Source organism: Pseudonocardia adelaidensis (genome assembly GCF_039543345.1).
GTDB classification, from domain to species: Bacteria; Actinomycetota; Actinomycetes; order Mycobacteriales; family Pseudonocardiaceae; genus Pseudonocardia; species Pseudonocardia adelaidensis.
Map to the genome: position 1 here is coordinate 108,382 of NZ_BAABJO010000009.1, position 22,878 is coordinate 131,259.

Sequence of the window (22,878 nt, forward strand, 5' to 3'; positions counted from 1 at the left end):
GGTGACACGTGACACCCGGGGACCTCAGTGCGACGGAGCGTGACCGCCGATGGGCACGACCAGCGGGGTGCCCGCGACCGGATCGGGGATCACCCGGGCGGCGAGCCCGAACACCTCGGCGAGCATCGACTCGGTGACTACCTCGGAGGGCTCGCCCGCGGCGACGATCCGGCCGTCCCGCATGGCGACGAGGCGGTCGGCGTAGCGGGCCGCGAGGTTGAGGTCGTGCAGCACCATGACGACCGTGCGGCCGGCCTCCTGGTGGAGCCGCCGGACCAGGTCCAGCACGTCGACCTGGTGGGCGAGGTCGAGGAAGGTGGTGGGCTCGTCGAGCAGGAGCAGGTCGGTGCCCTGGGCGAGCGCCATCGAGATCCACGCCCGTTGCCGCTGGCCGCCGGACAGCTCGTCGACGGGGCGCTCGGCGAGGTCGGCGATGCCGGTCCACTCGAGGGCCTGGGCCACGGCCTCCTCGTCGTCGGCCGACCACTGCCGGTACCAGGCCTGGTGCGGGTGCCGCCCGCGCGCCACGAGGTCGGCCACGGTGAGCCCCTCCGGCGCGGTGGGCGCCTGCGGCAGCAGGCCGAGGATCTTGGCGACCTCGCGGGTGGGCATCTTGTCGATGCGCCTGCCGTCGAGCAGGACCTGGCCCCCGGTCGGCCGGAGCAACCGCCCGAGCGCCCGCAGGAGGGTGGACTTGCCGCACCCGTTGGGGCCGATCACGGCGGTGATCGTGCCGGCGACGACGTCGAGGTCGAGCCCCTCCACGACCGTGCGGTCGCCGTAGGCCAGCCGGACGTGCTCGGCCCGCAGCCGGACGGCGGAGGTGACGGCGACGGCGGCGGACTTGTCGGTCTGGGTGAGGGGCGTCATGCACGGGCCTCCCGGCCGTAACGGGCGAGCAGGTAGAGCAGGTAGGGCGCGCCGAGGACGGCGGTGACGATGCCGACCGGCAGCTCGGTGGCACCGAACGCCGTGCGCGCGACGACGTCCGAGATCACCGTGAGCGCCGCGCCGACGACGAGCGACATCCCGATCGGCGGGCGCGCGCCGCCCACGAGGCGCTGGGCGATCTGCGGTGCCACGAGCGCCACGAACGCGATCGGCCCGGCGCTCGCCGTGGCCACCGACGCCAGCCCGACGGCGACGAGGAGCAGCAGGGAACGTGCCCGGTCGACCGGGACGCCCAGGCCGCGGGCGGTGTCGTCGCCGTACTGCAGGGCCCCGAGGACGTGCGCCAGCAGGAACGCGGCAGGCAGCAGCACGGCGAGCGCGATCGACACGGGCACGACGTGCTCCCAGCCGCGCGCGTTGAGGCTGCCGTTGAGCCAGACGTAGGCCCGGGCCGCCTCGAACACCTCGGCCACGACGAGCAGCCAGTGCACGACGGCCAGCAGCATCGCCTGCAACCCGATGCCGACCAGCACGAGCCGGAACCCGCGCACGCCGCGCCGCCAGGCCAGCCCGTAGATCAGGAACGCGGTCAGCAGGCCGCCGATCAGGGCGGCCATCGGGAGGCCTGCCGCCGCGAGGAACCCGCCCACGGCCCCGAAACCGCCCCCCAGCACGATCACGAAGACCGCGGCGGCGCTGGCGCCCGCGGTGAGACCGATCATGTCGGGGCTGGCGAGCGGGTTGCGCGCGATCGACTGCGTGATCGCCCCGGCCACGGCGAGCGCCGCACCGACGAGAGCGCCGGTGAGGGAGCGGGGCAGCCGCAGCTCCAGGATGATGAAGCGCTGCCCGGAGTCGCCCCCGCCCAGGAGCACCGCGAGCACGTCGGGGACGCTGATCGGGTACTCGCCACGGCCGATGTTCGCCGCCATGCCGAGTACGAGTGCGGCGATGCCGAGCGCCAGCACGATCACGTAGCGGGGCCGCCACACGATCGACACGCCGCGCAGCCGCAGCGCCGGGCGCCCCGGCACCCGGGCGGGCGTCCGCTCCAGTACCGCCATCAGATGGCCACCATCTTGCGGCGGCGCACGAGCCAGACGAAGAACGGGCCGCCGATCAGCGCCAGCACGATCCCGACCTGCAGCTCGCCCGGGCGCACCACCACGCGGCCGAGCACGTCGGCGACGAGCAGCAGCGCGGACCCGGCGAGCGCCGAGGCGGGCAGCAGCCAGCGGTAGTCCGGCCCGGTGAACGACCGGACGATGTGCGGGACGACGAGCCCGACGAACGCGATCGGCCCGCACGCGGCCGTGGCCGACCCGGCCAGCAGGGTGATCGCGACGACGCCCATCGTGCGGGTGCGCCGCACGGAGTGCCCGAGCGAGCGGGCGACGTCGTCACCGAGCGACAGCGCGTTGAGCGCGGGGGCGCTCGCGAACCCGATGAGCGCGCCCGCGAGCAGGAACCACTGCACCTGCCCGGCGATCTCGACCTCCCGGCCCGCGAGCGAGCCCACGGCCCAGAAGCGGTAGGCGTCGAGGGTCTGGACGTCCATGAGGATCACGGCCGACGTGAGGGCGGCGAGCAGCGCCGACACCGCGGCCCCGGCGAGCGCCAGCGTGACCGGGGTGGGCCCGCCGCGGGAGACCGACCCGAGCACGAACACCGCCACGCTCGCGGCGAGCGCACCGGCGAAGGCGAACCAGACGTACCCGTAGAGGTTCGTGACGCCGAACGCGTAGATCCCGATGACCACGAAGAACGCCGCCCCGTTGTTCACGCCGAGCAGCCCCGGGTCGGCGAGCGGGTTGCGGGTGTGACCCTGGATCAGCGCCCCGGCGAGGCCGAGCGCACCACCCGCGAGCACGCCGAGCAGCGTGCGGGGCATCCGCAGGGAGCGCACGACGATGTCGTCCTCGGTGCCGGCGGGGGTGAACAGGGCGTGGAACACCCCGTCCAGCGGGATCGCCTTGGCCCCGACGGCGATGCTCGCGAGGCAGGCCGCCACCAGGACGACCGCGAGGACCACGAGCCCCGCGATGCGGCGCCTGCGCATCCCCCCGACCGCGGGCGCGGGGGCGGCGGGCGTCGTCAACACGGACCCACCATAGGTGAGGCTGGCCTTCATCCCCTAGCGAGACCTGTCACAGCCCCAGGCGGCGGGCGATGGCGGCGGCCTCGCCGCGGGTGGCGGCGTCGAGCTTGAGCAGGATGCGGGAGACGTGCGCACTCGCCGTCTTCGGCGACAGGAACAACCGGGCGGCGATCTGGCGGTTGGTCAACCCTTCGGCGAGCAGGCGCAGCACGTCCTGCTCGCGGGCGGTCAGCCCGGCCAGGGGGGTTGCGGTCGCGGCCGGTGCCGCCTCGACGGGCAGCCGTCCGCGCCGGACGGCGGCGCCGACCGCTTCCGCGAGCGGTGCGGCGCCGAGTTCGGTGGCGATCTCCCCGGCACGGGCGAGCCGCTCGGCGGCCACGGCCCGGTCCCTGCGCACCAGGGCGGCCTCCCCAGCGCGCAGCAGGGCCCATCCCAGCGGCAACGGGAGCGGGGAGTCCTCCCAAGCGGCGAGCTCCGCCTCGCGGGCTGTGCCGGCATCGGCTCTCTCGGTGAGGGCGCGCAGCGCGGTAGCCCGGTGGGCACGCTGCACCGTGCCCAGTACCGGCAACTCGGCGAGCGCGCGCCGCACGGCCGGCTCGTCGTCCGGTTCCGGGCGGCGCCCACGCCGCAGCGCGACCAGCTCAGCAGCCAGCGCAAGGAGCGGCCATGCGTACTCCGGGGCGGCGGCGAGCACGACCGGCACGAACGCCGGGCGCAGCGCGGCGGCGGCCTCGGCCACCCGGCCACGCGCGAGGTGGGCGGTGGCGACGGCGTGGAGCAGGGGCAGCCGGTCCCGGGCAGCGAGCGCCTCCGGGACGTCGGCGGGTAGGCCCGGCGCCGGCCCAGCGGCCGGCACGTCCTCGTACGCCGGTCCGGCGAGCTGTCCGCGAGCAGCCAGAGCGTGTGTCCGGGGTGCCGCGAGCAACCAGCCGTCGACCCGGCCGTGCCCGAGCCGCTGGAACGGTTCGAGCACGTCGAGCGCATCGTCCCACTGCCCGAGGTCGACCAGTCCTGCGGCGAGCAACGCCCCGATCCGGGCGCCGACGCTGCGACCGACCCCGGCGTTGTTCGCGGCTTCGAGGGCGGTGCGGGCCGCCTCAACGGCGTCGGCAACGCGGTCCACCCTCCGCAGCAGCACCGCCTCGTCCACGGTGACGAGCACGGCCAGGTCAGGGGCACGGGCCTCGACGGCCAGCGCGGCGGCGCGGGCACGCAGCGGAGCCGCCCGGACCGGGTCCGTCGCCACGCCGGCCCGGACGACGGCTGCCGCAGCCACCGCGCGGGCGTCGCCCGCATCGGCAGCCAGCCGTTCGGCGAGCGCGGCGGTCTCCGCGGCACGCGCCCATTCGCCGTCGATCGCGTGCTCACGCGCGACCGCGGCGAGCAGCCGGGAACGCAGCGCTCCCGAGACCGGTGCCTGCTCCACTCCGACCCGCAGGTCGTCACGCACACCCGGCAACCCCAGTCCGCGCCGCATCGCGGCCTGTCGCAGCCGCACGGCACCCGCGACCTCCGCCGCACCCCTTCGCCGGGCTTCCGCCAGTGCCTGCGCGGCCAGCTCCATCCCGAGGTCGGGTTCGCCGCTGTCGTCGGCGGCCTCCACGGCCGCGAGCAGCACCTGGGGCCACGGCACGCCGACGACCCGCTCGGCGTCGGGTATCCGGGGCCACAGCGTGATGAGCCGGCGCAGCTCGGCCAGCCGCTGCTCCGCGTGGCTGAGCAGATCGCGCCCGTCCTGCGCCGAGCGCCAGGTCGCCGCCGCCGCGCGCGCCGGCTCTCCCGCGGCGAGCCAGTGCCGGGCCGTCTCGCTCGGCGCGTAGCACGCGATGGGCGGGGAGAGGGCAGGATCGGCCTCGATCGCCTCGGCGAAGCGCGCGTGCAGCCGGGTCCGCTCGCCGGGCAGCACGTGCAGCCGGTAGACCGCCTCCTGGACGAGTGGGTGCCGGAATCGATATTCGGCGCCGCCCGCGTCCGGAGGGCCGATGTCGATGATGCCCGCTGCGTGGGCCGCGGCCGCGTCGAGCGCGGCACCCGAAAGCCCCGAAACGGTTGTGAGCAGCGGCTGCCGGACGGGGTGCCCCGCCACCGCGAGGACGTGCACCAGCCGGCGGGCCGCGGCGGGCAGTCCCTCGACCGGCACGGCGAGCTGCTTGAGCAGGTGCTCGGCGTCCCCGCGGCCGCCGCTGTCCAGCAGTGCGTGGGCGTGAAGCGGGTTGCCGCCGCTGCGGGCGTGCACGGCGCCCACCCGGCCGGGGTCGCGCTCGCCGCGGGCCGCCGCGAGGTCCTGCGTCTCGATGGGATCGAGCGGCTCCAGGTCGACGGTCACGACATCCGGCGCGCCGGCGAGATCGGCCGGCAGCGCCGCGGTGCGCTGGTTCGGCAGCGGCGGACGCGCGGTGAGCACGAGCAGCACCGGACCGGCGGGCAGGTTCGCGACGAGGTGTGCCAGCAGGTCGGCCGTGGACGGGTCGGCCCAGTGGACGTCCTCGACCACGAGGACCACCGGTGCGTCCGCGGCCAGCCGCGCCACCAGCGCGAGCACCGACTCGAGCAGCCGCACCCGGGCGTGGTCGTCCCACCCCGGCGTCTCGCCGAGATCGGGTAGCAGGAACGCCAGGTGCCCGAGCGCCTGTGCGGAGACCAGCGACGCGATCCCGTCGGGGCGGCCGCGCACGATGTCGCGCATGATCGCCACGAACGGCAGGAACGAGGCGCTGTCCTCGGCCAGCTGCAGGCAGGTGCCGCGGAAGACCTGCGTGACACCGGATTCCTCGACGAAGCGGCGCACGAGCGCGCTCTTGCCGATGCCGGCCTCACCCCGGACCAGCACGGTCACCGGTCCACCCTTCTGCGCCGCCGCCCAGGCCTCGTGCAGCTGTGTGAGCGGTCCGGCGCGCCCGACGAAGGTTCGGGGTGCTCCGGCACTCATGCCGCGCATGATCCTCCAACGTGCACCGACGGGTCGGTGTGCGGTCCTGCTACCGGCGAGTGCGGCATCCGTCGGGCCTCCCGTGCTCGGAGAGGAGGGCTGCGGTTCCTCGCGTGGGGAGTGCGTAAGGAGGAGGCACTACCCATCTGGGCACTTTCCCGATGAGCCGGCGTGCGCGGTGCGGGATGGTCGGGGGCATGACCGTGCGGTGGGGTGTGGCCGGGCCGGGGCCGGTAGCCGACAAGGTGCTGCGGGACCTCGCCCACGTGCCGGACGCGGCACTCACCGCGGTCGGCTCGCGCTCGGCCGAGCGGGCCGAGGCGTTCGCCGCCGCGCACGCCCATGACGGGAGGGTCCCGACGGCGCACGGCTCCTACCGGGCGCTGATGGACGACCCGGACGTGGACGTGGTGTACGTGGCCACCCCGCATCCCACGCACCGCGCGCTCGCGCTGGCCGCGCTGGGTGCCGGCAAGGCCGTGCTGGTGGAGAAGTCGTTCACGGTGAGCCCGACGGCGACGCGGGAGGTCGTCGCGGCCGCAGGCGCCGCGGGCCGCTTCACCATGGAGGCGATGTGGACCCGATTCTGCCCGGCCACGGTCCGGCTACGCGAACTGGTGGCCGACGGGGCGATCGGCGACGTGTGCACGGTGACCGCCGACCTCGGGCTGCGCCACCCAGTGGACCCGGCCACCCAGACCTACCACCCCGAGCGGGGCGACGGCCTGCTGTTCCACCTCGGCGTCTACCCCGTCTCGTTCGCCCAGATGATCCTGGGCACCCCGGAGGAGGTCGTCGCGCACGGCGTCCTGCACGAGTCCGGAGTGGACGTGGAGGAGACGGTGCTGCTGCGCTACCCGGACGGCCGCTCGGCCCAGCTGTTCGCCTCACTCCGCAGCCCCGCCCCGGGAGAGGCGCGGGTGCTGGGCACGACCGGCTGGATCCGGGTTCCACCCCGGTTCCACTACCCCAGCCGGATCGTGCTGCACCGCGCCGGGCACGACCCCGAGACCATCGACGCCCCGCCCACCGGCGCCGGCTACACCCACGAGCTGGCCGAGGTGACCGAGCGCATCGCGGGCGGGCACACCCAGAGCGAGACCATGCCGCTCGCCGACACCATGGCCGTCCAGAACATCCTGGACCAGATCGCCGACCAACTCGGCATCCGCGTGATCGAAGGTCCCGTCGAACTGCCCTGAACTTCGGCAACCGCCAATTTGCGGGTTATGTCCGGACCTACTTTTGCGCAACGTCTTGTCCGACTCTGCATTCGGGACATTTGTCTGCGCCGGTCGCCTGCTTGCGCCGAGGTCGCGCCCGCGTCCAAGATTCTGGTGGGCGAACCGTCTCGCCTGTTGGTGGAGGGCGACGATGAGCGGTGGCAACCCGGGCGGGTTCGTCGGCCGCAATGCCGAGCTCGTCGCCGTCGCCGCCGCGTACGCGAGGGCCGAGCAGGCTCAGCCGACCGCCCTCTTCGTGACCGGTGATGCCGGAATCGGGAAGTCGCGTCTCGTCGCGGAGTTCCGCGGCACGGCAACGGACGCGCTGGTGCTGGTCGGGCGCTGCCTCGACCTGGTCCCGGCCGCTCCCTACGGGCCCCTCGTCTCGATGCTGCGCTCGCTCGTGCGCAAGATCGGCATGGACCGCATCCGCACCATGTGCCATGGCGGCGCGGCCGGCGAGCTGGCCCGCCTCATGCCCGGCCTCGGCACGCCGCCCGCCGACGGGGAGGGTGTGCGAGCCCGGCTCATGGATGCGGTTCTCGTGCTGTTCGAGAAGCTCGCGGCAGAGGCGCCGCTGGTCGTCGTCATCGAGGATGCACACTGGATCGACCGCGCCAGCTGGGACGTGCTCAGCTACTTGATCCACAATTCCGACGCCAGCCCGATCATGTTCGTCGTGACGCATCGCGAGCTTCCGCGCGGACATCCGCTCCGGGCTCCCATCGCCGACCTCGGCTGCCGTGAGCAGGTCACCGTGCTGCCGTTGGATCCGCTCGACCGCGCCGCTGTCGCGCAGCAGGCGACCGCCATCCTCGGGCACGAGCCGTCTGCGGACCGGCTCGACGACCTGGTCCGGCGCAGCGGGGGCAACCCGCTGTTCGTCGAGGCGCTGCTGGGCACCCACGGCGACGCGCGGTTCGGCGACGGTCCGGTACGAGACCTTCTCCTTGCGCCCGTCGAGCGGCTCCCTCCGCTGTCCCGGGATGCACTGCGAGTCGCGGCCGTCGGTGGGGCCGGGGTGGGGCATCGGCTGCTCGCCGCGGTCTCCGGGATGTCGGAGGAGGCCCTCGACGAGGCGCTGCGTCCCGCCGTGGGGGAAGGTGTGCTCGTCGCGACCGCCGACGGCTACCGGTTCCGGCACGACCTGATCGCCGAGGCCATCTACGATGTGCTGCTCCTGCCGGTGCAGCGGCATCGGCTGCACCGCCAGTTCGCCACGTTGATCGAGGCCGACCCCGGGCTCGCCCCGCCCGTGCTGGCGCACGCGCCGAGTGAGGCCGCTCGCCACTGGGAGGCCGCCGCCGAGTGGGCAGCTGCGCTGGGCGCCACCTGGCGCGCCGCGCGCGACAGCCGTGGACTGCTCGCGCACTCCGACCGGCTTCACATGCTGGAGCGCGTGCTCGCCGGGTGGTCGCGCGTGCAGCGACCCGACGAGGTCATCGGTGTCGGCCGGGCGGCTGTACTGCGGGAGGCGGTCGAGGCCGCGCACGAGAGCGGCGAGGCGGAGACCGGGCTGCGGCTGGCCGACGAGGCGCTCGACGCTGCGCTGGCCGTGGGGGCACACAGGCTCGCGGCGCTGGTTCTGGAGCGTCGGGCACGCATCCGCCGCCACCTCGGGATCGACGGCGCCGTTGCGGACATCGAGCGCGCGCTGCAGCTGGTGCCGGAACAACCACCGAGTACGCTGCGCTGCCGGCTGCTCGGCTATCTCGCCTACCGCTTGCGGGCGCGCGGCAACCGCGCCTCGGCCTACGAGGTGGCCTTGCAGGCCGAGGCCCTTGCCGGCGAGGTCGGCGACGGGTACGGCCTGGCGAACTCCCTCGTCACGCTGGCCGGGCTCGAGGCCGAGGAGGGTGATCTCGACCTTGCGCGCAGCGGGTGGGACCGCGCTCTCGAGATCGCGCGCCGCGAACGCCTGCCGATGCTGGTCGTCCATACCTACCTCAACCAGTCCGCCTCACTGGCGACCGCCGGTGAGCTCGACGCATCGATCACGGCGGCTCGCCGGGGTGTGCGGGAGGCCGGCACGGTCGGCCTCGCTCGCACGCTCGGTGTCTGCGCGGCGACCAACCTCGCCGGTGCGCTCACGGCGCGCGGCAGTTGGGACGAGGCGCTGGAGGTGTTGGCGCACGCGGTCGACCTTCGGCCGCCGCGCACCTACCTCGCGGCCGTGCAGGCTGTGCGCGGCCACATCCTCGTCGCGCGCGGAGACCGCGAAGCGGCAACCGCGGTTCTCGGTGAGACGCGCAGCCTGTTCCCGTCCCGCTTCGAGGCGGCGGGGGAGCAATTCGCCCAAGCCGCTTGGGAGTCGGAGCTGCACCTGCTGGAGGGCAATCCGCACTCCGCGCTCACGTGCGTCCTCATGGCCCTCGGCGAGTTCGCTGCCGATCTCGCTCCGTCCCGGGCGTGGCCGCTGATGGTGCAAGGCGCGCGGGCGCTGCGCCTCGCCGAGCACGCGGACCTCGCGAGGCGCTCGGCGGTGCCCGTCCCCGAGAACGCACTGACCGTCCTGCACGCGACCGCGGGCGCCCTCTCCTGCCGCACCCGCACCGATCGCGCGTGGCGGGCCTCCTTCGCCGCCGAGACATCCGATCGGGCCGGCCGGTGGGAGGCCCGCGAGGCAGAGCTGGCAGCGTGGGAGCTGACCGGTCAGCCGCACCGGATCGCGCTCGCTCTGGTGGAGTCGGCGGAGGGCTGTGTGGCGCAGCGGGACCACTGCCTCGCGGCCGAACGGCTGCGGCGCGCGATCGCCACAGCCGAGTCGCTGCGGGCTCGGCCGCTGCTCGACGCTGCGCAGAGACTCGCGAACCGGGCGCGGATCGAGGTGGCGGACCGGCCGGTCGAGCCGCCGGCGACACCGACGGGTCTCACCGCGCGGGAGAGGGCGGTACTGCAACGAGTCGCGCTGGGGCAGACCAACCGGCAGATCGGGCAGGAGTTGTTCATCTCGGCGAAGACCGTCAGCGTGCACCTGTCGAGGGTCCTGACGAAGCTCGGTGCGGCCAACCGCGGCGAGGCCGCGGCGATCGCGCACCGCCTCGGGCTGCTGAGCCGGGATGTTTAGGTAGCGCGCCACCGTCCGTCGCCTCAGATCAGAGCGACGACCGTTCCGATCCCGTACAGCTGTCGATCAGCGAGGCCCACGACCTCGATGTCACACCAGGCCGACAGTCCGTCGCACGCTCGCACCACGGAGTACGCCGACAGCGCACCGTTCGACAGGGGGCGCAGCACACTGGCGTGCAGCGAGACGGCGACGGTACGGCTCACCGGTCCGGTCGCCGCCGCGGAGATGGCATGCGTACCGGCGGCATCGATCAGCGCGAGAACCGCCCCCTCGTGAACGCGTCCGTCGGCGTCGAGGTTGTTCGCGATCGGCGGCATCAGCACGACCGCGGCGCCGTTGCCGACCGCCTCGAGCGCCATGCCCCGCGTCGCGAGCGAATCGGTCCCCGCCGAGCAGACTCCAGCAGCAGTGGGTGCAGGCGGGCCGGGCAGGTCGGCAGCTTCGCGCGAGGACGCGCCAAGGCCGGCGGCCAGGACCACGGTCGCCTGCCCGGCTCGCCTGCCGCCGCCCTCGGCGATGCGGACGTCGCAGAACCCGCGTCCCTCCGATCGGCGCGCCATCGCCGTCGACAGGTGGAACGTTCCGGTGCGTGCCGGTTGCCCGAAGAGGGCGATCTGAACGGACACCGGGCGCGATCGCTCCATGCCGTGGTGCAGCTGCCACTGCGCCATCCTCGATCGCGCAGCGAGCACGGCGGCAGCAGCGAGCGCACCGATGCGCCCGGCCCCGGCGCCGAGGCCCGACGCGTCGAGGCGGAGGTCGTTCCGATCGTCGCAACGCTGAATGCGCAGGCTTCGGACGAACGGGCTGCCGTCGAGCTCGCCGGACCGCGGGACAACCGGTGCATCCATCGCTTTCAACGGTGGTCTCCAGGCATCGATGGTTCTCGGGCAGTGATCGTCACCAACAGCGCGAGGGCGTACAGGCGTGACGTCGTGGCCGTACCCCGGCACCCTCAGGCCACCGCGGTCGCGGTGCCCGCCCAGGTGGCCAGTGCGGCGCGGAGGCCCGCGGCGTCGGGGCGGTCGGTCGCCCAGGCGAAGTAGCCGTCGGGACGGACGAGGGCCGTGGTGCGACGGTCGCCCGTCCAGTGCGCGTTGGCCACGTGGCCGGGCACGTCCGCGTCCTGACCGGCCGGTGTGATCAGCACGAACCTGCCGCCGCGCTGGAGGACGTTCAGCCGTCCCTCGGCCAGTTCGAAGTCGGGGGCGCGCCGTCCGGTCAGCTTGTGCGCGCCGCGCGGGGCCTTGTAGGCGATGCCGATCCCGGTGATCATCGACGCCGCCTCGTCGGCCAGCGGACGGACGTTGCTGACGACCGTTCCGGCCGCGCGGCGCAGCTGCCGGGCGGCGAATCCGCGTAGCAGGGCGGCCCGCACCAGCGCCCCGCTCATCCGCAGCACCAGCTTTCCGACCGCGTGCCGTTCGGTCTGGTAGGTGTCCAGCAACCGCTCGTCGGCGCCATCGCGCAGCACGGCCACCAGCTTCCAGCTCAGGTTGGCGGCGTCCTGGAGGCCGGTGTTCATGCCCATGGCGCCCGCCGGGGAGTGCACGTGCGCGGCGTCACCGGCGAGGAACACCCGCCCGACGCGGTAGGCCGGGGCCTGCCGCTCGTCGCTGTGGAACCGGGACATCCACGGGATCTCGGTGATGCCGTAGTCGGTCCCGAAGTTCATCCGGAGCAGTTCCTGGACCTCGTCCGCCTCCAGCGGCGCGTCGTCGGGGAGCTGATGGTGCCGGTTCCAGCCGGTCACCCGATGCAGACCGCCGCCCATCTCGGTGAGCAGCACGAACCCGTCCGTGACGGCGTTGACGATGAACGGCCGCTCCGGTGCCTGGTCGAGCCGGACGTCGGCCAGGATCAGCGAGCTGAGGATCGTCTCACCGGGGAAGGGCTGGCCGATCGCGGGCCGGACCGAGCTGTGCACCCCGTCGGCGCCGACCAGGTAGGGCGCGCGCAACGGGACGCCCGGCTGCCCGTCCTCGTCCTCCGTCCGGGCCGTGACGCCGTCCGCGTCCTGCTCCACCGCGACGACCTTGGTCTCGTACACGAAGGTGACCCCGGCCTCGCGGGCCCGGCGCTCCAGCACCTTCTCAACCTCGTACTGCGGGGTGAACAGGATGAACGGGTAGCGGGTGGGCAGCCGCGAGGGGTTGAGCCGGGCCGACTCGAACAGCGCCAACCGGCTGATGGTGTAGCCACCTGCAACGACCTCGTCGGCGATGCCGCGGGCGTCGAACTGCTCCAGCACCCGGGCGTGCACGACCAGCGCCCGGGACAGGTTGCTGACCTCGTGCCGGCGGCGCTCGACGAGCACGACCGACAGCCCCGCCTCGGCCAGATCCCCGGCGAGCAGTAGCCCGGTCGGTCCCGCGCCCACGACCAGGACGTCGGTGTTGGTGACGGTGGATGACATGGCGTCCCCCCTCGAGAGAATGTTGCCAACGTCGGTAGGCCGTCGGCTGTTGCCACACGGCAGGACGGCGGGTCCGCCGAGCCAGGTGGTGACGGCGCCCACGCACCGGACCCTCAGCAGATGCCCCGGTGCCGGCTCCGGCCGGACTCGTGACGAGGATGCGTCCCCCGGACCCAGCAGCGCATCGGTCACGTTGCCACGTGACGGGCGCCCAGAGCCTTACACCGGCGCTCGGAGCCGCCGAGTACGACACGGAGAAATGTCTCGGGCGCCCACGTTCCCACGCGTGTGCTGGGATGGCCCGGTGCGCATGCTGCTGCCCCTAGATCGCGACCTGGACGACGCGCAGCTCGCCGCCCGCTACGCCTACCCCGAGGACCTCGGCGCTCCGTTCGTGCGCGTCTGCTTCGTGGCGAGCGCCGACGGTGCGGTGTCGTCCGGAGGCCGCTCCGAGGGGCTGAGCTCGCCGGCCGACCGGCGCGTCTTCCGGCTGCTGCGCCGCCTCGCGGACGTGATCCTGGTCGGGGCGGGCACGGCCCGCGCGGAGGACTACCGCGGCGCCCGCAGGCCCACCACCGGCCGGGACACGCCGCCGCCGATCGCGGTGGTCACCGGCTCGGCCCGGCTGGATCCGGCCGGCAGGCTCTTCACCGACACCCGCGTGCCACCGATCGTCCTCACCCTCGCCGCGGCACCGGCCGAGCGGCGGGACCGGCTCACCGCGGCGGGGGCCGACGTCGTCGCGCTCGACCGGCTCACGCCGGACGCCGTGCTCGGCGAGCTCGGCCGCCGGGGCCTGCACCGCGTGCTCTGCGAGGGAGGGCCCACCCTGCTCGGCGAGCTCGTGGCGGCGGACGCGGTCGACGAGCTGTGCCTCACGGTGGCGCCGCTGCTCGTCGGCGGTCGCGCCGGCCGGATCGCCACCGGCCCCGACGGCGAGCACCTGCACCGGCTGGAGCTCGCCGACGTGCTGCAGGAGGATGGTGTCCTCCTGCTCCGCTATCGCCGCGACATCCGCGCTACACCGATCGAGTGACTTCGCGGGAGGGTGGTTCGGGAATCCGCGTCCCACTGGCGAACCCAAGAGGAGAAGGATCAGCCCCATGAGCGAGAGCACCGCGACTCCCACGACGACGACACCCTCCACCACCGTCTCGTCGCCTGCCCGGCTCGCCGACGACACCTCGCAGGGCAAGACCACGATCGCCGCCTCGGTCGTCCAGAAGATCGCCGGCATCGCCGCCCGGGAGATCTCGGGCGTGCACTCGATGGGCGGCGGCGTCTCGCGGGCCTTCGGCGCGCTCCGCGAACGCATCCCGGGCGGGGGCGCCGGCGCCGCCAACATCACCGGCGTGCAGGTCGAGGTCGGCGAGAAGCAGGCCGCGATCGACCTCGACATCGTCGTCGAGTACGGCGCGTCGATCGTCGAGCTGGCCCGCGCCGTGCGCCGCAACGTGATCACCGCCGTCGAGCGGATGACCGGGCTCGAGGTGATCGAGGTGAACATCGCCGTCAACGACATCCACCTGCCCATGGCCGTCGACGAGGACGCGATGCCGCCCGTGCAGTCCGCGCGCGTCGAGTGACCGCTCCCGCCAGCAGGATGACCGTCGTGCCGAGCCCACCCGACCCGGTCGCGCTGGCCGAGCGGGTGGCCGCCGCCGTGGCCGCGCACCCCGCGGTGGCCGGCCTGCACGGCGGCATCTACGGCTCGGTGGCCACCTACCTGCCGGGGCGCAGGCTGGTCGGCGTCCGCATCGGCGAGGGCGACGAACCCGTCGAGATCGCCGTCGTGGTGCACGCCGACCGCCCGATCCCGGAGGTGGTGCGGTCGCTGCGCAGCCAGGTGTCCCGGCTCTGCGGCGGTGCGGCCGTCGACGTCACCATCGCCGATATCGTCCTGCCCGACGAGACGGCGCTGGACGAGACGGCGCCGGACGACACGGCGCTGCCGGGTGGCCCGCGATGACCGAGGAGGAGCGGGCCGCCTACCGGGCATTCGTCCGCGAGAACCACCCCGATCGCGGTGGCGACCCCGAGGTGTTCGCCGCCGGGCTCGCGCGGTTCCGCGACGCGGACCGGCCGGCGGATGACGCCCGCTTCGACGCTCCCGTCGAAGTGGTGGGGCCGCTGCCGTTCCCGGTGCGGGTGGGGGTGGCGCTGATCCGCACCTGGCGCCGCAGGCGCAACCAGAGAGTCATTTAGGAGAACCGGATGAATGCCACCCAGACCGGCCTGCTGGCCGGCCTCGCGCTCGGACTGGCCGGTGCGTTCGGAGGCCTCGGCGCCTTCCTGATCGTGCTGGTCCTCGGCGCGATCGGGCTGCTCGTCGGCCGCGCCCTCGACGGCCAGCTCGACCTCAACGCCCTGCTCGGACGGGGCCGCGACCGGTGACCCCGCTCCCGGCCGTCGAGGAGCGTGGCCGGTTGGAGATCCATCCCGCCGTGCTGCGCAAGATCGTCGAGCACGCCGCCGACCAGGTGCCCGGCACCCTCCGCCACGAGCGGCGCCTCGCCGGCATCGACATCGGCGAGGCCGGGGCGAGCGCGCGCGTCACCACCGGGTCCGGCGACCCGCCCACCGTCGACATCCGGCTGGAGCTCACGCTCCAGTACCCGGCGCCCGTGCGCACCGTCGTCGCGGCCGTACGGGCCGCGGTCGGCGAGGAGCTCGCGCACATCGCGGGGCACCGCGTGCGCGCGCTGACCGTCACGGTCGCGGGCCTGCGTTCGGCGCGTCCCGCGGCGGCCCGGCTGCACTAGTGTCCCGGACCCCGGCGAAAGGACGAACGTCGTGCGCGTGCTGCTGCGGGTGCTCGCCCCGCTGCTGGGCCTTGCCGTCGCGCTGGTCGGGGTGCTGGTGCTCCTCGAGGTCGTCGCGGCGTCGGTGCGGCCCGACGACGGCGACGGGCTCGTGGTGCCGTGGCCGGAGTGGTACGCGGCGCTCGCGCGGACCGCATGGACCGACGCTCCGGTGCCCGGCATCGCGATCGGCACCGCCGTCCTCGGGCTGCTGCTCGTGCTCGTCGGGCTGCTCGCCCGGCGCCACGACATCGCGGTCGACGGGCCGGCCCCCGAGATCACCGTCACCACGTCGCCCCGGATGCTCGCGCGCCTCGTCGGGCGCCGGGTGCGCGCCGCGGACGACGTCGCCGCCGCGTCGGTCACGGCGTCCCGGCGGCGGGTGTGGGTGGCCGCCCAGGCGTGGAACGACGCCGGCCCCGAGCTCGCCGACGGCGTCCGTGCCCGCGTGGAGAACCTGCTCGACGAGATACCGCTGCACCACCGCCCCCGGGTCACGGTGACGGTGCAGGACCGGAAGGGACCGCGATGACCGGCCCGGACCCGCGGACGACCACCGCGCTGCGCCGCCGGGCGGCCGCCGCGATCGCGCGCTCGACCGTGGGCGAGCGCACGCTCGCCGTGGTGGTCGGGCTCCTCCTGCTCGCCGGAGGCTGCCTCGTCGCGCTCCTGTGCTACGGGGTCTTCGGCACCGGCCGCGCGAGCCGCCCGCTCCTCGACCCGATGATCGTCGACGCGCTGCGCACGCAGCCGCTCGTCGCCCGGTTCGCCGCGATCGTCGGCGGTCTGCTGCTCGCCGTGCTCGGGCTCGTCTGGGCGGCGCACGCCCTTCGCCCGGAACGCCGCCCCGACCTCGTCATCGACCCGGGCGGGCCCGACGGCGGCCCGGACACCTCCATCGTGGTGAGCGCCGCGGCCGCGGCCGAGGCCGTCGCCGCGCAGGCCGCCGCGCTGCCCGGGGTCGGCCGGGCCAGGGCCCGCCTCGTGGGCACCGAGGCCGCGCCCGCCATGCGCGTCACGCTGTGGCTCGCCGACGACGCGGACGTCCGCGACGTGCTCGCCCGGCTCGACGCCGAGGTGCTCGCCACGGCCCGTGCCTCCCTCGGGCTCGCCGACCTCCCGGCGGCGGTGCGGTTGGAGCTCGATCACCCGCAACCCGGCCCCCGGGTCGCCTGAGGAGCGGGACCCGTCCGTTCACCTCCCCCATACCGGCGGTGAGGCACGCTGTTCCCTGATTCAGCACGACCGGGAGGGCACCGTTGGCACGACCACCGCGCCGCGCGGTCGGGGCAGCTCTCCCCCGCCTCGTGGCGCTGCTCGGGCTCGTCGCCGTGCTGGCCGCGTGCACGGTCGGCCCCTCGCAACGCCCCCCGGTGGCCGTACGCGGCGAGAACGTCCCGGTGGCGCCCGGTTCCCCCACGCCGACCGACGTGCCCGAGCTCCCCGATCCGGAGCCGCAGGAAGCGAGCATCCCGTTCTTCGAGTGCACCGAGGACACCCTCGTCACGCTCGTGGACCCGCTGCCCGCCGACCGGCAGCTCCAGGTGGACTGCGGCGAGCTCACCGTGCCCGCCGACCCCGACCAGCCCTCGCTCGGCGCCGTCACGCTGGGCGTGGTCCGCGTCGGGGAGGCCGGGGCGCCCGCCGACCGGCCACCGCTGCTCGTGCTCGGGGACAGCACCCGCGAGCCGTCCACGCGGCACGCGGCGATACTCGCCGGGCAGGTCGACCCGGCCCTGCTGCGCCACTACACGCTCGTGGGCCTCGACCGCAGGGGCGCGGGCGAGGACATCCTGCACTGCGCGCCCGAGGACGCGCGCTCCGCGCTCGTGGACGCCGATGCCGCCTCCACCAGCGAGGCGGATCTCGCCGCGCTGCTCGAACGGGCACGGGCGGTGGTCCAGGAGTGCAACCTCACGCTCGACGGCGGCCTCGCCAGCTACCGCACGGCCGCGACGGCCGCCGACGTCGAGCTCCTGCGCGCGGCACTCGGCGTGCAGCGGCTCTCCGCGATCGGCGTGGGCGACGGTGCCGCCGCCCTCGCGATGTGGGCCAGGTCGGCCCCGCGCTCCGTCGGCCGCCTGATCCTCGACGGGCCGCCGCACCCCACCCAGGACGAGCCCGACCTCACCGACAGCCGCGCCGCCGCCGCCGAAGCCGCACTCGGCGCCTTCGGGGTGTCCTGCTCCGCGCGCCCCGACTGCCCGCTCGGCGCCGACCCGCGCGCCACGATCGCCGGGCTCCTCGCGCAGCTCCAACGCCGGCCGTTGCTCGCAACCGACGGCAGCAGGCTCACCGCGGGCGCCACCGTCACCGCGCTGCTGGCCGGGCTGGGCGAACCACGCCACTGGCCCGCGCTCGCGGCGGCCCTCGCCGCGGCGAACGCGGGCGACCCGGTCCCGATGCTGACGATCCTCGCGCCGCTGACCGGTCCGCGTGGCCTGTTCGACGGGATGCTCGCCACCAGCTGCAACGACACCCAGCGGCGCCTCGCGCCGGGCGAGATCGGCGAGGTCGCGCAGCGCTGGACCGTCGCGTACCCGACGTTCGGCTCGACGTTCGCGCTGCGGCTGCTCGCGTGCGCGCCCTGGCCGACCGGGCGCGCGGAGCCGCTCGCCGGACAGGCGGAGGCCGCGCCCCCGATCCTCGTGATCGGCACGGCCGCCGACCCGCGCGGCGCGCTCGACGGCTCCCGGCGCACGGCCGACTCCCTCGCCACCGCGCGCTTCGTCAGCTGGCAGGGCGCGGGCACCGGGGCCTACCCGCGCACCCCGTGCATCTCCGGTCTCGTGGACGCGATGCTGCTCGACGGAGTGGTGCCCGACTCCGGCACCCTCTGCCCGCCCTGATCGCCGCCGATACGGCTAGCAGTACAGCTTCTTGGCGAACTTCACGACGTCGCTCGCCTGGCTGCGGGTGACGTCCGGCAGCACCGCCGGCACCGACCGCGCGAGCTGCGCGTCGTCGGCCCCCTGGTCGAGCTGGGTGCAGATCGCGGCGGCCGCCTCGGTCTCGGCCTGGCCGCTGCTGCTCGTGGGGATGTCGGCGTCGCGCAGGGCGGTGAGGAAGGCGACCGCCTTCTCGCTGTGCGGGTCGATCGCGGACGCGGCGGGCTCGGGCTGCGGCCCCACCGGTGCGCTCAGGGCCGCCGGGGCGGGCTCCGCCGGAGCGGCCTCGGGCTCGGAGGTCGTGAAGAACGCCACGATCGCGGCCAGCACGAGCACCGCCCCCACCCCGACGGCGGCGATGACGGGCCGCGACCTGAGCCGGTCGACCAACCCGTTCTCCTCCGGCTCGGCGTCGTGCTCCGCGTCGTCGGCGTCATCGACGTCGTCCGTCGCCGCTGCGGGCTCGGCAATGGGCCGGCGCCGGGTCACCGTGGTGACCTCGGCGGGCGCCTGCGCCGGCTCGGGGGCCTGCGGCCGCACGGGGTCGCGCAACGCGTCGAGCCCGGTCAGCACGGCGGTGGCCTCCCCGTCCGCACCGTCGGGAGCCGCGCCGTCGCGGACCGGCCCGTTCCGGGGCCCGCCACGGGGCGGGGGCCCACCGGTACGGCCGGGCTCGTCGGGGCGGGCACCCCGCGGTGGCGGCCCCGCCGGGCGGCGCGGCGGCGGGCGCCGGCCCGGCGCGCGGGATGGCGCGATGAGCGGGACGGCCTGGGTCGGCGGTTCAGGCGCCTCCGTTCCGCCGTCCGGGCTGCCGGGCGCCTCGCCGCGGGCGACGGAGTCGGCGATCGCCCGCACCTCGGCCTCCGCCGCTTCGTTGGCCTTCGCGGCGGCCTCGGCCGCGGTCACGGCCGCCGCCTCGGCCTCCGCGGCCGCCCGCGCCGCGGCGGCGATGGCGGCGGAGGCGCGCTCGGCCGCCGATGCCGCCGCCTCCTCCGCGGACGCGGCGGCCTGCTCGGCGGCACGACGACGGGCTGCGTACTCCTCCAGCGGAAGCGCCGGTTCCTCCGGCGCGCCGCGCCTCGCGGGACCGGCCGGGGCCACGGCGCTGAAGGCGGTGGTGGGATCCGGCGCCGCGTCGCGCGGGTCCTGTCCCGCCTGCGGCCCGTGGTCGAACGCCGGGTCACCCGCCGGCGCCTCCGCCTCGGCGATGTGGATGCGCCCGGTGCGGGTGCTCTCGGTGAACGCGGGGTCGTCGCCGAACGGGTCCGCGGCGCGCGGGGGCGGTGCGTCGGAACGGTCGCGCTCGCCCGGGTCGAACAGGTCGGCGCCGAGCCGGTCCGGGCCGAGCAGGTCGGAGCCCGCCTGCTCGTCGGCGAACGGGGCCGGCGCGGACGGCCGGTCACCCCCCTCCCGCTGCGGACCGCTGGGCCGGTCGCGATCGGCCCAGCGACGCAACCGCGGATCCGCGTCCACCAGCTTCCGCTCCCCGCGCTCGGTGGCCAGCGGGTCGCGCTCGAGGTCGAGCCGGTCGTCGGCCCGGCGCCGCTCGTCCGACGGCACCCGGTCCACGTCAGCGGGAACGGCGGGGCGGTCCGGCTCGGGCGGCTCCGGGTTCAGCGGGTCCCGGCCCAGGAGCACGCGGTGCGGCGGTTCGGCGTCGCGGTCGAAGCGCGTGTCGCTGAGGTCGTCCTCCGGCTCGCGGCCGATCCCGTCGAGCACGCCGCGGTTCGGCAGCGGTGGCGCCAGGGGCGACCGGTCGAACCGGTCGCGCTCCAGCGGGTCCGGCCGGGCCCCGGGATGATCACCGTCCATCGGTACATCGTCCAGCGCATCCGGCTCCGGGGTGTCCCGGTCGCCGAGGCCGTCGCCGAACGGGCCCGGCTCGGCGCGGACACGCCCGGTCGAGAGCGCGTCGAGCGGGTCACCGTCGAGCCCCCTGCCGCTGAACGGCTGGTCGTCGAACCGACGGTCCTCGAACAGGCGGTCCTCGAACAGGCGGTCTCCGGCGCCGGGTTCGTCGAAGAGGCCCACGCCGGGCCGGTGATCAGGTGTGCGCCGGGCCTCGAACCCGGGCGTGGGAGCACCCCAGTCGTCGCTGCCCAGGTCGTCGCTGCCCAGGTCGTCGCTGCCCAGGTCGTCGCCGCCCAGGTCGTCGCTGCCGCGGTCGGACCAGCCCCGGTCGTCGGCCCGGTCCTGATCGATGCGGTCCTGACCGACGCGGTCGGGTTCGTCGTCGTCCGCGCCGTCGTCGCGGGAGCTCTCGCCGTGCAGGCGCGGTGTCGGGAAGCGCTCCTCCGGGCCGTCCGGGTCACCGCAGTCGGCCCGCGAGCGCTCGTCCCAGAGTTCGGGGATGTCGTGCAGCGGCTCCCGGTCCGGGGCGTCGCGCCGGGACGGGTCGCCCCACCCCCAGTCGAAGGCCTGCTCGTCACCCGCGCCCGCCAGCAACCGGTCGACCAGCGACCGATCGTCGGAGTCCGGATGCCGCCGCGCTCCCCCCTCGTCGGCCGCGGCATGCCTGGCTGCGCTGTAGCGCCCCGTCACCGCCTCACCGGCCATAGCACGCTCCCGTCCGTCCCCCAGATCACGTTCTTGCCGTGTCTGTACAACGAGCGGATCACGGGGAAGGAGCGGTCGCCCGCGTCACGGTGCGCCCTCGAGTGAGGTCCGTCACACCACGTATGCGCAGGTCACGCGGTACGCACCTCAGTGGTCACGCGCGGTCACCCCGGTCGGGTCCCGTGCACACGGCGGGTTCGACTGTTCGGGCTCGCGCCATACGCCCGGACGGACTAGCCGCCGGATCGGGTGAATCCGCGCGCCCTTGATCCCGCGCGAGGAGCTGCCTATGTTCGGACGAGAGCTTAGATTTAGCACCTGAACAAAAGGAGCGCTCGTGCCGGAACCGGCGGCGTGGTGGCGGCAAGCCGTCGTCTACCAGATCTACCCCCGCAGCTTCGCCGACGCCAACGGCGACGGCATCGGCGACCTGCCCGGGATCACGAGCCGCGTCGGGTACCTGCGCGAGCTGGGCGTCGACGCGGTGTGGCTCTCGCCCTTCTACCCGTCGGCGCTGGCGGACGGCGGCTACGACGTGGACGACCACCGCGCCGTCGACCCCAAGATCGGCACGCTCGCGCAGTTCGACGAGATGGTCGCCGCGCTCAAAGCGGCGGGGATCCGGCTGATCGTCGACATCGTCCCCAACCACACCTCGGACCGGCACGAGTGGTTCCGCGCCGCGCTCGCGGCCGCCCCCGGCTCGCCGGAGCGCGACCGGTACGTCTTCCGCCGCGGCGAGGGCCCGCACGGCGAGCGTCCGCCGAGCGACTGGACCGCGGCGTTCGGCGGGCCGGCCTGGGAGCCGGTCGGCGACGGGCAGTGGTACCTGCACATGTTCGCGCCCGAGCAGCCGGACCTGAACTGGGACAACCAGGAGGTCAGGGAGGACTTCCTGCGGACGTTGCGGTTCTGGGCCGACCGCGGCGTCGACGGCTTCCGCGTCGACGTCGCCAACGCTCTCGCCAAGGACCTCACCCCGCCGCTTCCCAGCCAGGCCGAGCTGGACGCCGAGGACCTCCCCGACGGCGTGCACCGGCTGCTCGACCGCGACGAGGTGCACGAGATCTACAAGGGGTGGCGGGAGCTCTTCGACCGCTACGACCCGCCGCGCACGGCCGTGGCCGAGGCGTGGGTGCGCTCGGCCCACCGCCGAGCCCGTTACGCCTCCCCGGAGGGCCTCGGCCAGGCCTTCAACTTCGACCTCTTGCTCGCCTCGTGGGACGCCGGTGACTTCCGCAAGATCATCGAGGAGAACCTGGCGCTCGCCCGGTCGGCCGGCACGTCGTCGACGTGGGTGTTCTCCAACCACGACGTCGTGCGGCACGCCACCCGGTTCGCGCTCCCGTCCGGCACCGATCTGGACGAGTGGCTCCTCGGCAACGGCACGAACCCGCCCGCGGACGCCGAGCGCGGCCTGCGCCGGGCCCGCGCGGCCACCCTGCTCGCCCTCGCGCTCCCCGGGTCCACCTACCTCTACCAGGGTGAGGAGCTCGGGCTCCCCGAGGTGGCCGACCTGCCGCCGGAGGCGCTGCAGGACCCCACCTGGACCCGCTCCGACGGCACGCGGAAGGGCCGCGACGGCTCCCGGGTGCCGCTGCCGTGGACCACGGCGGGCCCCTCGTTCGGCTTCGGCCCCGGCCCCGCCCACCTCCCCCAGCCCGCGGGCTTCGGCGAGCTGTCGGTCGAGCGCCAGGAAGCGGACGAGACCTCCACCCTCGCCCTCTACCGCCGGGCGCTCGCGGAACGCCGCCGCCTGCAGACCGACGAGGGCCTCGAGTGGGCCGACGCACCGCCGGACGTCGTGGAGTTCAGCCGTGCCAACGGCTGGACGTGCATCACGAACTTCGGGGAGACCCCGGTGCCGCTGCCGCGGGGCAGGCTGGTCCTGTCCAGCACACCCCTGCCCGGCAGCGTGCTCCCCGGCGACACGACGGCCTGGCTCGAGGTCGACTGACGCTCACACACCAACTGTGGCGCCCACACACCAACTGCAGTTCGTGTGC

The 22,878-nt window shown here is 74.9% G+C and carries 19 protein-coding genes; 12 read left to right on the plus strand and 7 right to left on the minus strand.

What is annotated here, in order from left to right; all coding sequences use genetic code 11:
- Positions 1–24: 24 nt before the first annotated feature.
- From ABEA81_RS14105 to ABEA81_RS14120, 4 genes are read right to left on the minus strand one after another with little or no spacing between them, the layout of a single operon-like run.
- Positions 25–870 carry an ABC transporter ATP-binding protein gene (locus ABEA81_RS14105; RefSeq protein ID WP_345605482.1) on the minus strand — a complete coding sequence of 282 codons (846 nt, stop codon included), beginning with the start codon at positions 868–870 and terminating at the stop codon, positions 25–27.
- The gene (locus tag ABEA81_RS14110) at positions 867–1,955 is read right to left on the minus strand and encodes a FecCD family ABC transporter permease (protein ID WP_345605483.1); all 1,089 of its coding nucleotides are present in this window, start codon (positions 1,953–1,955) and stop codon (positions 867–869) included. Before ABEA81_RS14110 ends, ABEA81_RS14105 begins: the two co-directional genes overlap by 4 nt.
- A complete protein-coding gene (locus tag ABEA81_RS14115; protein WP_425570557.1) occupies positions 1,955–2,989 on the minus strand; it encodes a FecCD family ABC transporter permease in 1,035 nt (344 codons plus the stop codon). The genes ABEA81_RS14110 and ABEA81_RS14115 overlap by 1 nt, the downstream gene beginning before the upstream one ends.
- Positions 2,990–3,038: 49 nt before the next feature.
- Positions 3,039–5,918: an ATP-binding protein gene (locus ABEA81_RS14120; protein ID WP_345605484.1), complete on the minus strand. Its 2,880-nt coding sequence runs from the start codon at positions 5,916–5,918 to the stop codon at positions 3,039–3,041.
- Positions 5,919–6,115: 197 nt separating this feature from the next.
- Between ABEA81_RS14120 and ABEA81_RS14125 the strand changes: the two genes are divergently transcribed.
- Together ABEA81_RS14125 and ABEA81_RS14130 are read left to right on the plus strand one after the other, a co-directional pair.
- The gene (locus ABEA81_RS14125) at positions 6,116–7,120 is read left to right on the plus strand and encodes a Gfo/Idh/MocA family protein (protein ID WP_345605485.1); all 1,005 of its coding nucleotides are present in this window, start codon (positions 6,116–6,118) and stop codon (positions 7,118–7,120) included.
- 172 nt (positions 7,121–7,292) lie between these two features.
- Entirely contained in the window at positions 7,293–10,208 is a 2,916-nt protein-coding gene (locus ABEA81_RS14130) for an ATP-binding protein (protein WP_345605486.1), read from the plus strand.
- A 23-nt stretch (positions 10,209–10,231) separates the two neighbouring features.
- On the opposite strand, the gene ABEA81_RS14135 is transcribed toward ABEA81_RS14130, so the two are convergent.
- Both ABEA81_RS14135 and ABEA81_RS14140 read right to left on the minus strand, forming a co-directional pair.
- Positions 10,232–11,164 carry a PaaI family thioesterase gene (locus ABEA81_RS14135; RefSeq protein ID WP_345605487.1) on the minus strand — a complete coding sequence of 311 codons (933 nt, stop codon included), beginning with the start codon at positions 11,162–11,164 and terminating at the stop codon, positions 10,232–10,234.
- Between the two features lie 2 nt (positions 11,165–11,166).
- Complete coding sequence (locus tag ABEA81_RS14140; RefSeq protein WP_345605488.1) at positions 11,167–12,627, minus strand: FAD-dependent monooxygenase; 1,461 nt, start codon at positions 12,625–12,627, stop codon at positions 11,167–11,169.
- A gap of 310 nt (positions 12,628–12,937) precedes the next feature.
- On the opposite strand from ABEA81_RS14140, the gene ABEA81_RS14145 reads away from it, so the two are divergent.
- The 9 genes from ABEA81_RS14145 (at position 12,938) to ABEA81_RS14185 (ending at position 18,277) form a co-directional block, all read left to right on the plus strand.
- Positions 12,938–13,663 (plus strand): pyrimidine reductase family protein, encoded by a 726-nt coding sequence (locus ABEA81_RS14145; RefSeq protein WP_345605676.1) that lies wholly within the window; start codon positions 12,938–12,940, stop codon positions 13,661–13,663.
- Between the two features lie 67 nt (positions 13,664–13,730).
- A complete protein-coding gene (locus tag ABEA81_RS14150) occupies positions 13,731–14,213 on the plus strand; it encodes an Asp23/Gls24 family envelope stress response protein (RefSeq protein WP_345605489.1) in 483 nt (160 codons plus the stop codon).
- 26 nt (positions 14,214–14,239) lie between these two features.
- On the plus strand, positions 14,240–14,596 hold the full coding sequence (locus ABEA81_RS14155) for an Asp23/Gls24 family envelope stress response protein (RefSeq protein WP_345605490.1): 357 nt from the start codon (positions 14,240–14,242) through the stop codon (positions 14,594–14,596).
- Positions 14,593–14,832 (plus strand): hypothetical protein, encoded by a 240-nt coding sequence (locus ABEA81_RS14160; RefSeq protein WP_345605491.1) that lies wholly within the window; start codon positions 14,593–14,595, stop codon positions 14,830–14,832. The genes ABEA81_RS14155 and ABEA81_RS14160 overlap by 4 nt, the downstream gene beginning before the upstream one ends.
- A 9-nt stretch (positions 14,833–14,841) precedes the next feature.
- Positions 14,842–15,021, plus strand: coding sequence for a hypothetical protein (locus ABEA81_RS14165; protein ID WP_345605492.1), 180 nt, complete (start codon positions 14,842–14,844; stop codon positions 15,019–15,021).
- Complete coding sequence (locus tag ABEA81_RS14170) at positions 15,018–15,389, plus strand: Asp23/Gls24 family envelope stress response protein (protein ID WP_345605493.1); 372 nt, start codon at positions 15,018–15,020, stop codon at positions 15,387–15,389. Before ABEA81_RS14165 ends, ABEA81_RS14170 begins: the two co-directional genes overlap by 4 nt.
- Before the next feature lie 31 nt (positions 15,390–15,420).
- Positions 15,421–15,960: a DUF6286 domain-containing protein gene (locus ABEA81_RS14175; RefSeq protein WP_345605494.1), complete on the plus strand. Its 540-nt coding sequence runs from the start codon at positions 15,421–15,423 to the stop codon at positions 15,958–15,960.
- On the plus strand, positions 15,957–16,604 hold the full coding sequence (locus tag ABEA81_RS14180) for an alkaline shock response membrane anchor protein AmaP (protein ID WP_345605495.1): 648 nt from the start codon (positions 15,957–15,959) through the stop codon (positions 16,602–16,604). The genes ABEA81_RS14175 and ABEA81_RS14180 overlap by 4 nt, the downstream gene beginning before the upstream one ends.
- Positions 16,605–16,687: 83 nt before the next feature.
- Positions 16,688–18,277, plus strand: coding sequence for an alpha/beta fold hydrolase (locus tag ABEA81_RS14185; protein WP_345605496.1), 1,590 nt, complete (start codon positions 16,688–16,690; stop codon positions 18,275–18,277).
- A gap of 15 nt (positions 18,278–18,292) precedes the next feature.
- Here the strand turns inward: ABEA81_RS14185 and ABEA81_RS14190 are convergent, their stop codons facing one another.
- Positions 18,293–20,872, minus strand: coding sequence for a DUF732 domain-containing protein (locus ABEA81_RS14190; RefSeq protein ID WP_345605497.1), 2,580 nt, complete (start codon positions 20,870–20,872; stop codon positions 18,293–18,295).
- Positions 20,873–21,209: 337 nt separating this feature from the next.
- Between ABEA81_RS14190 and ABEA81_RS14195 the strand changes: the two genes are divergently transcribed.
- Positions 21,210–22,829 (plus strand): glycoside hydrolase family 13 protein, encoded by a 1,620-nt coding sequence (locus tag ABEA81_RS14195; RefSeq protein ID WP_345605498.1) that lies wholly within the window; start codon positions 21,210–21,212, stop codon positions 22,827–22,829.
- Positions 22,830–22,878 lie beyond the last annotated feature (49 nt).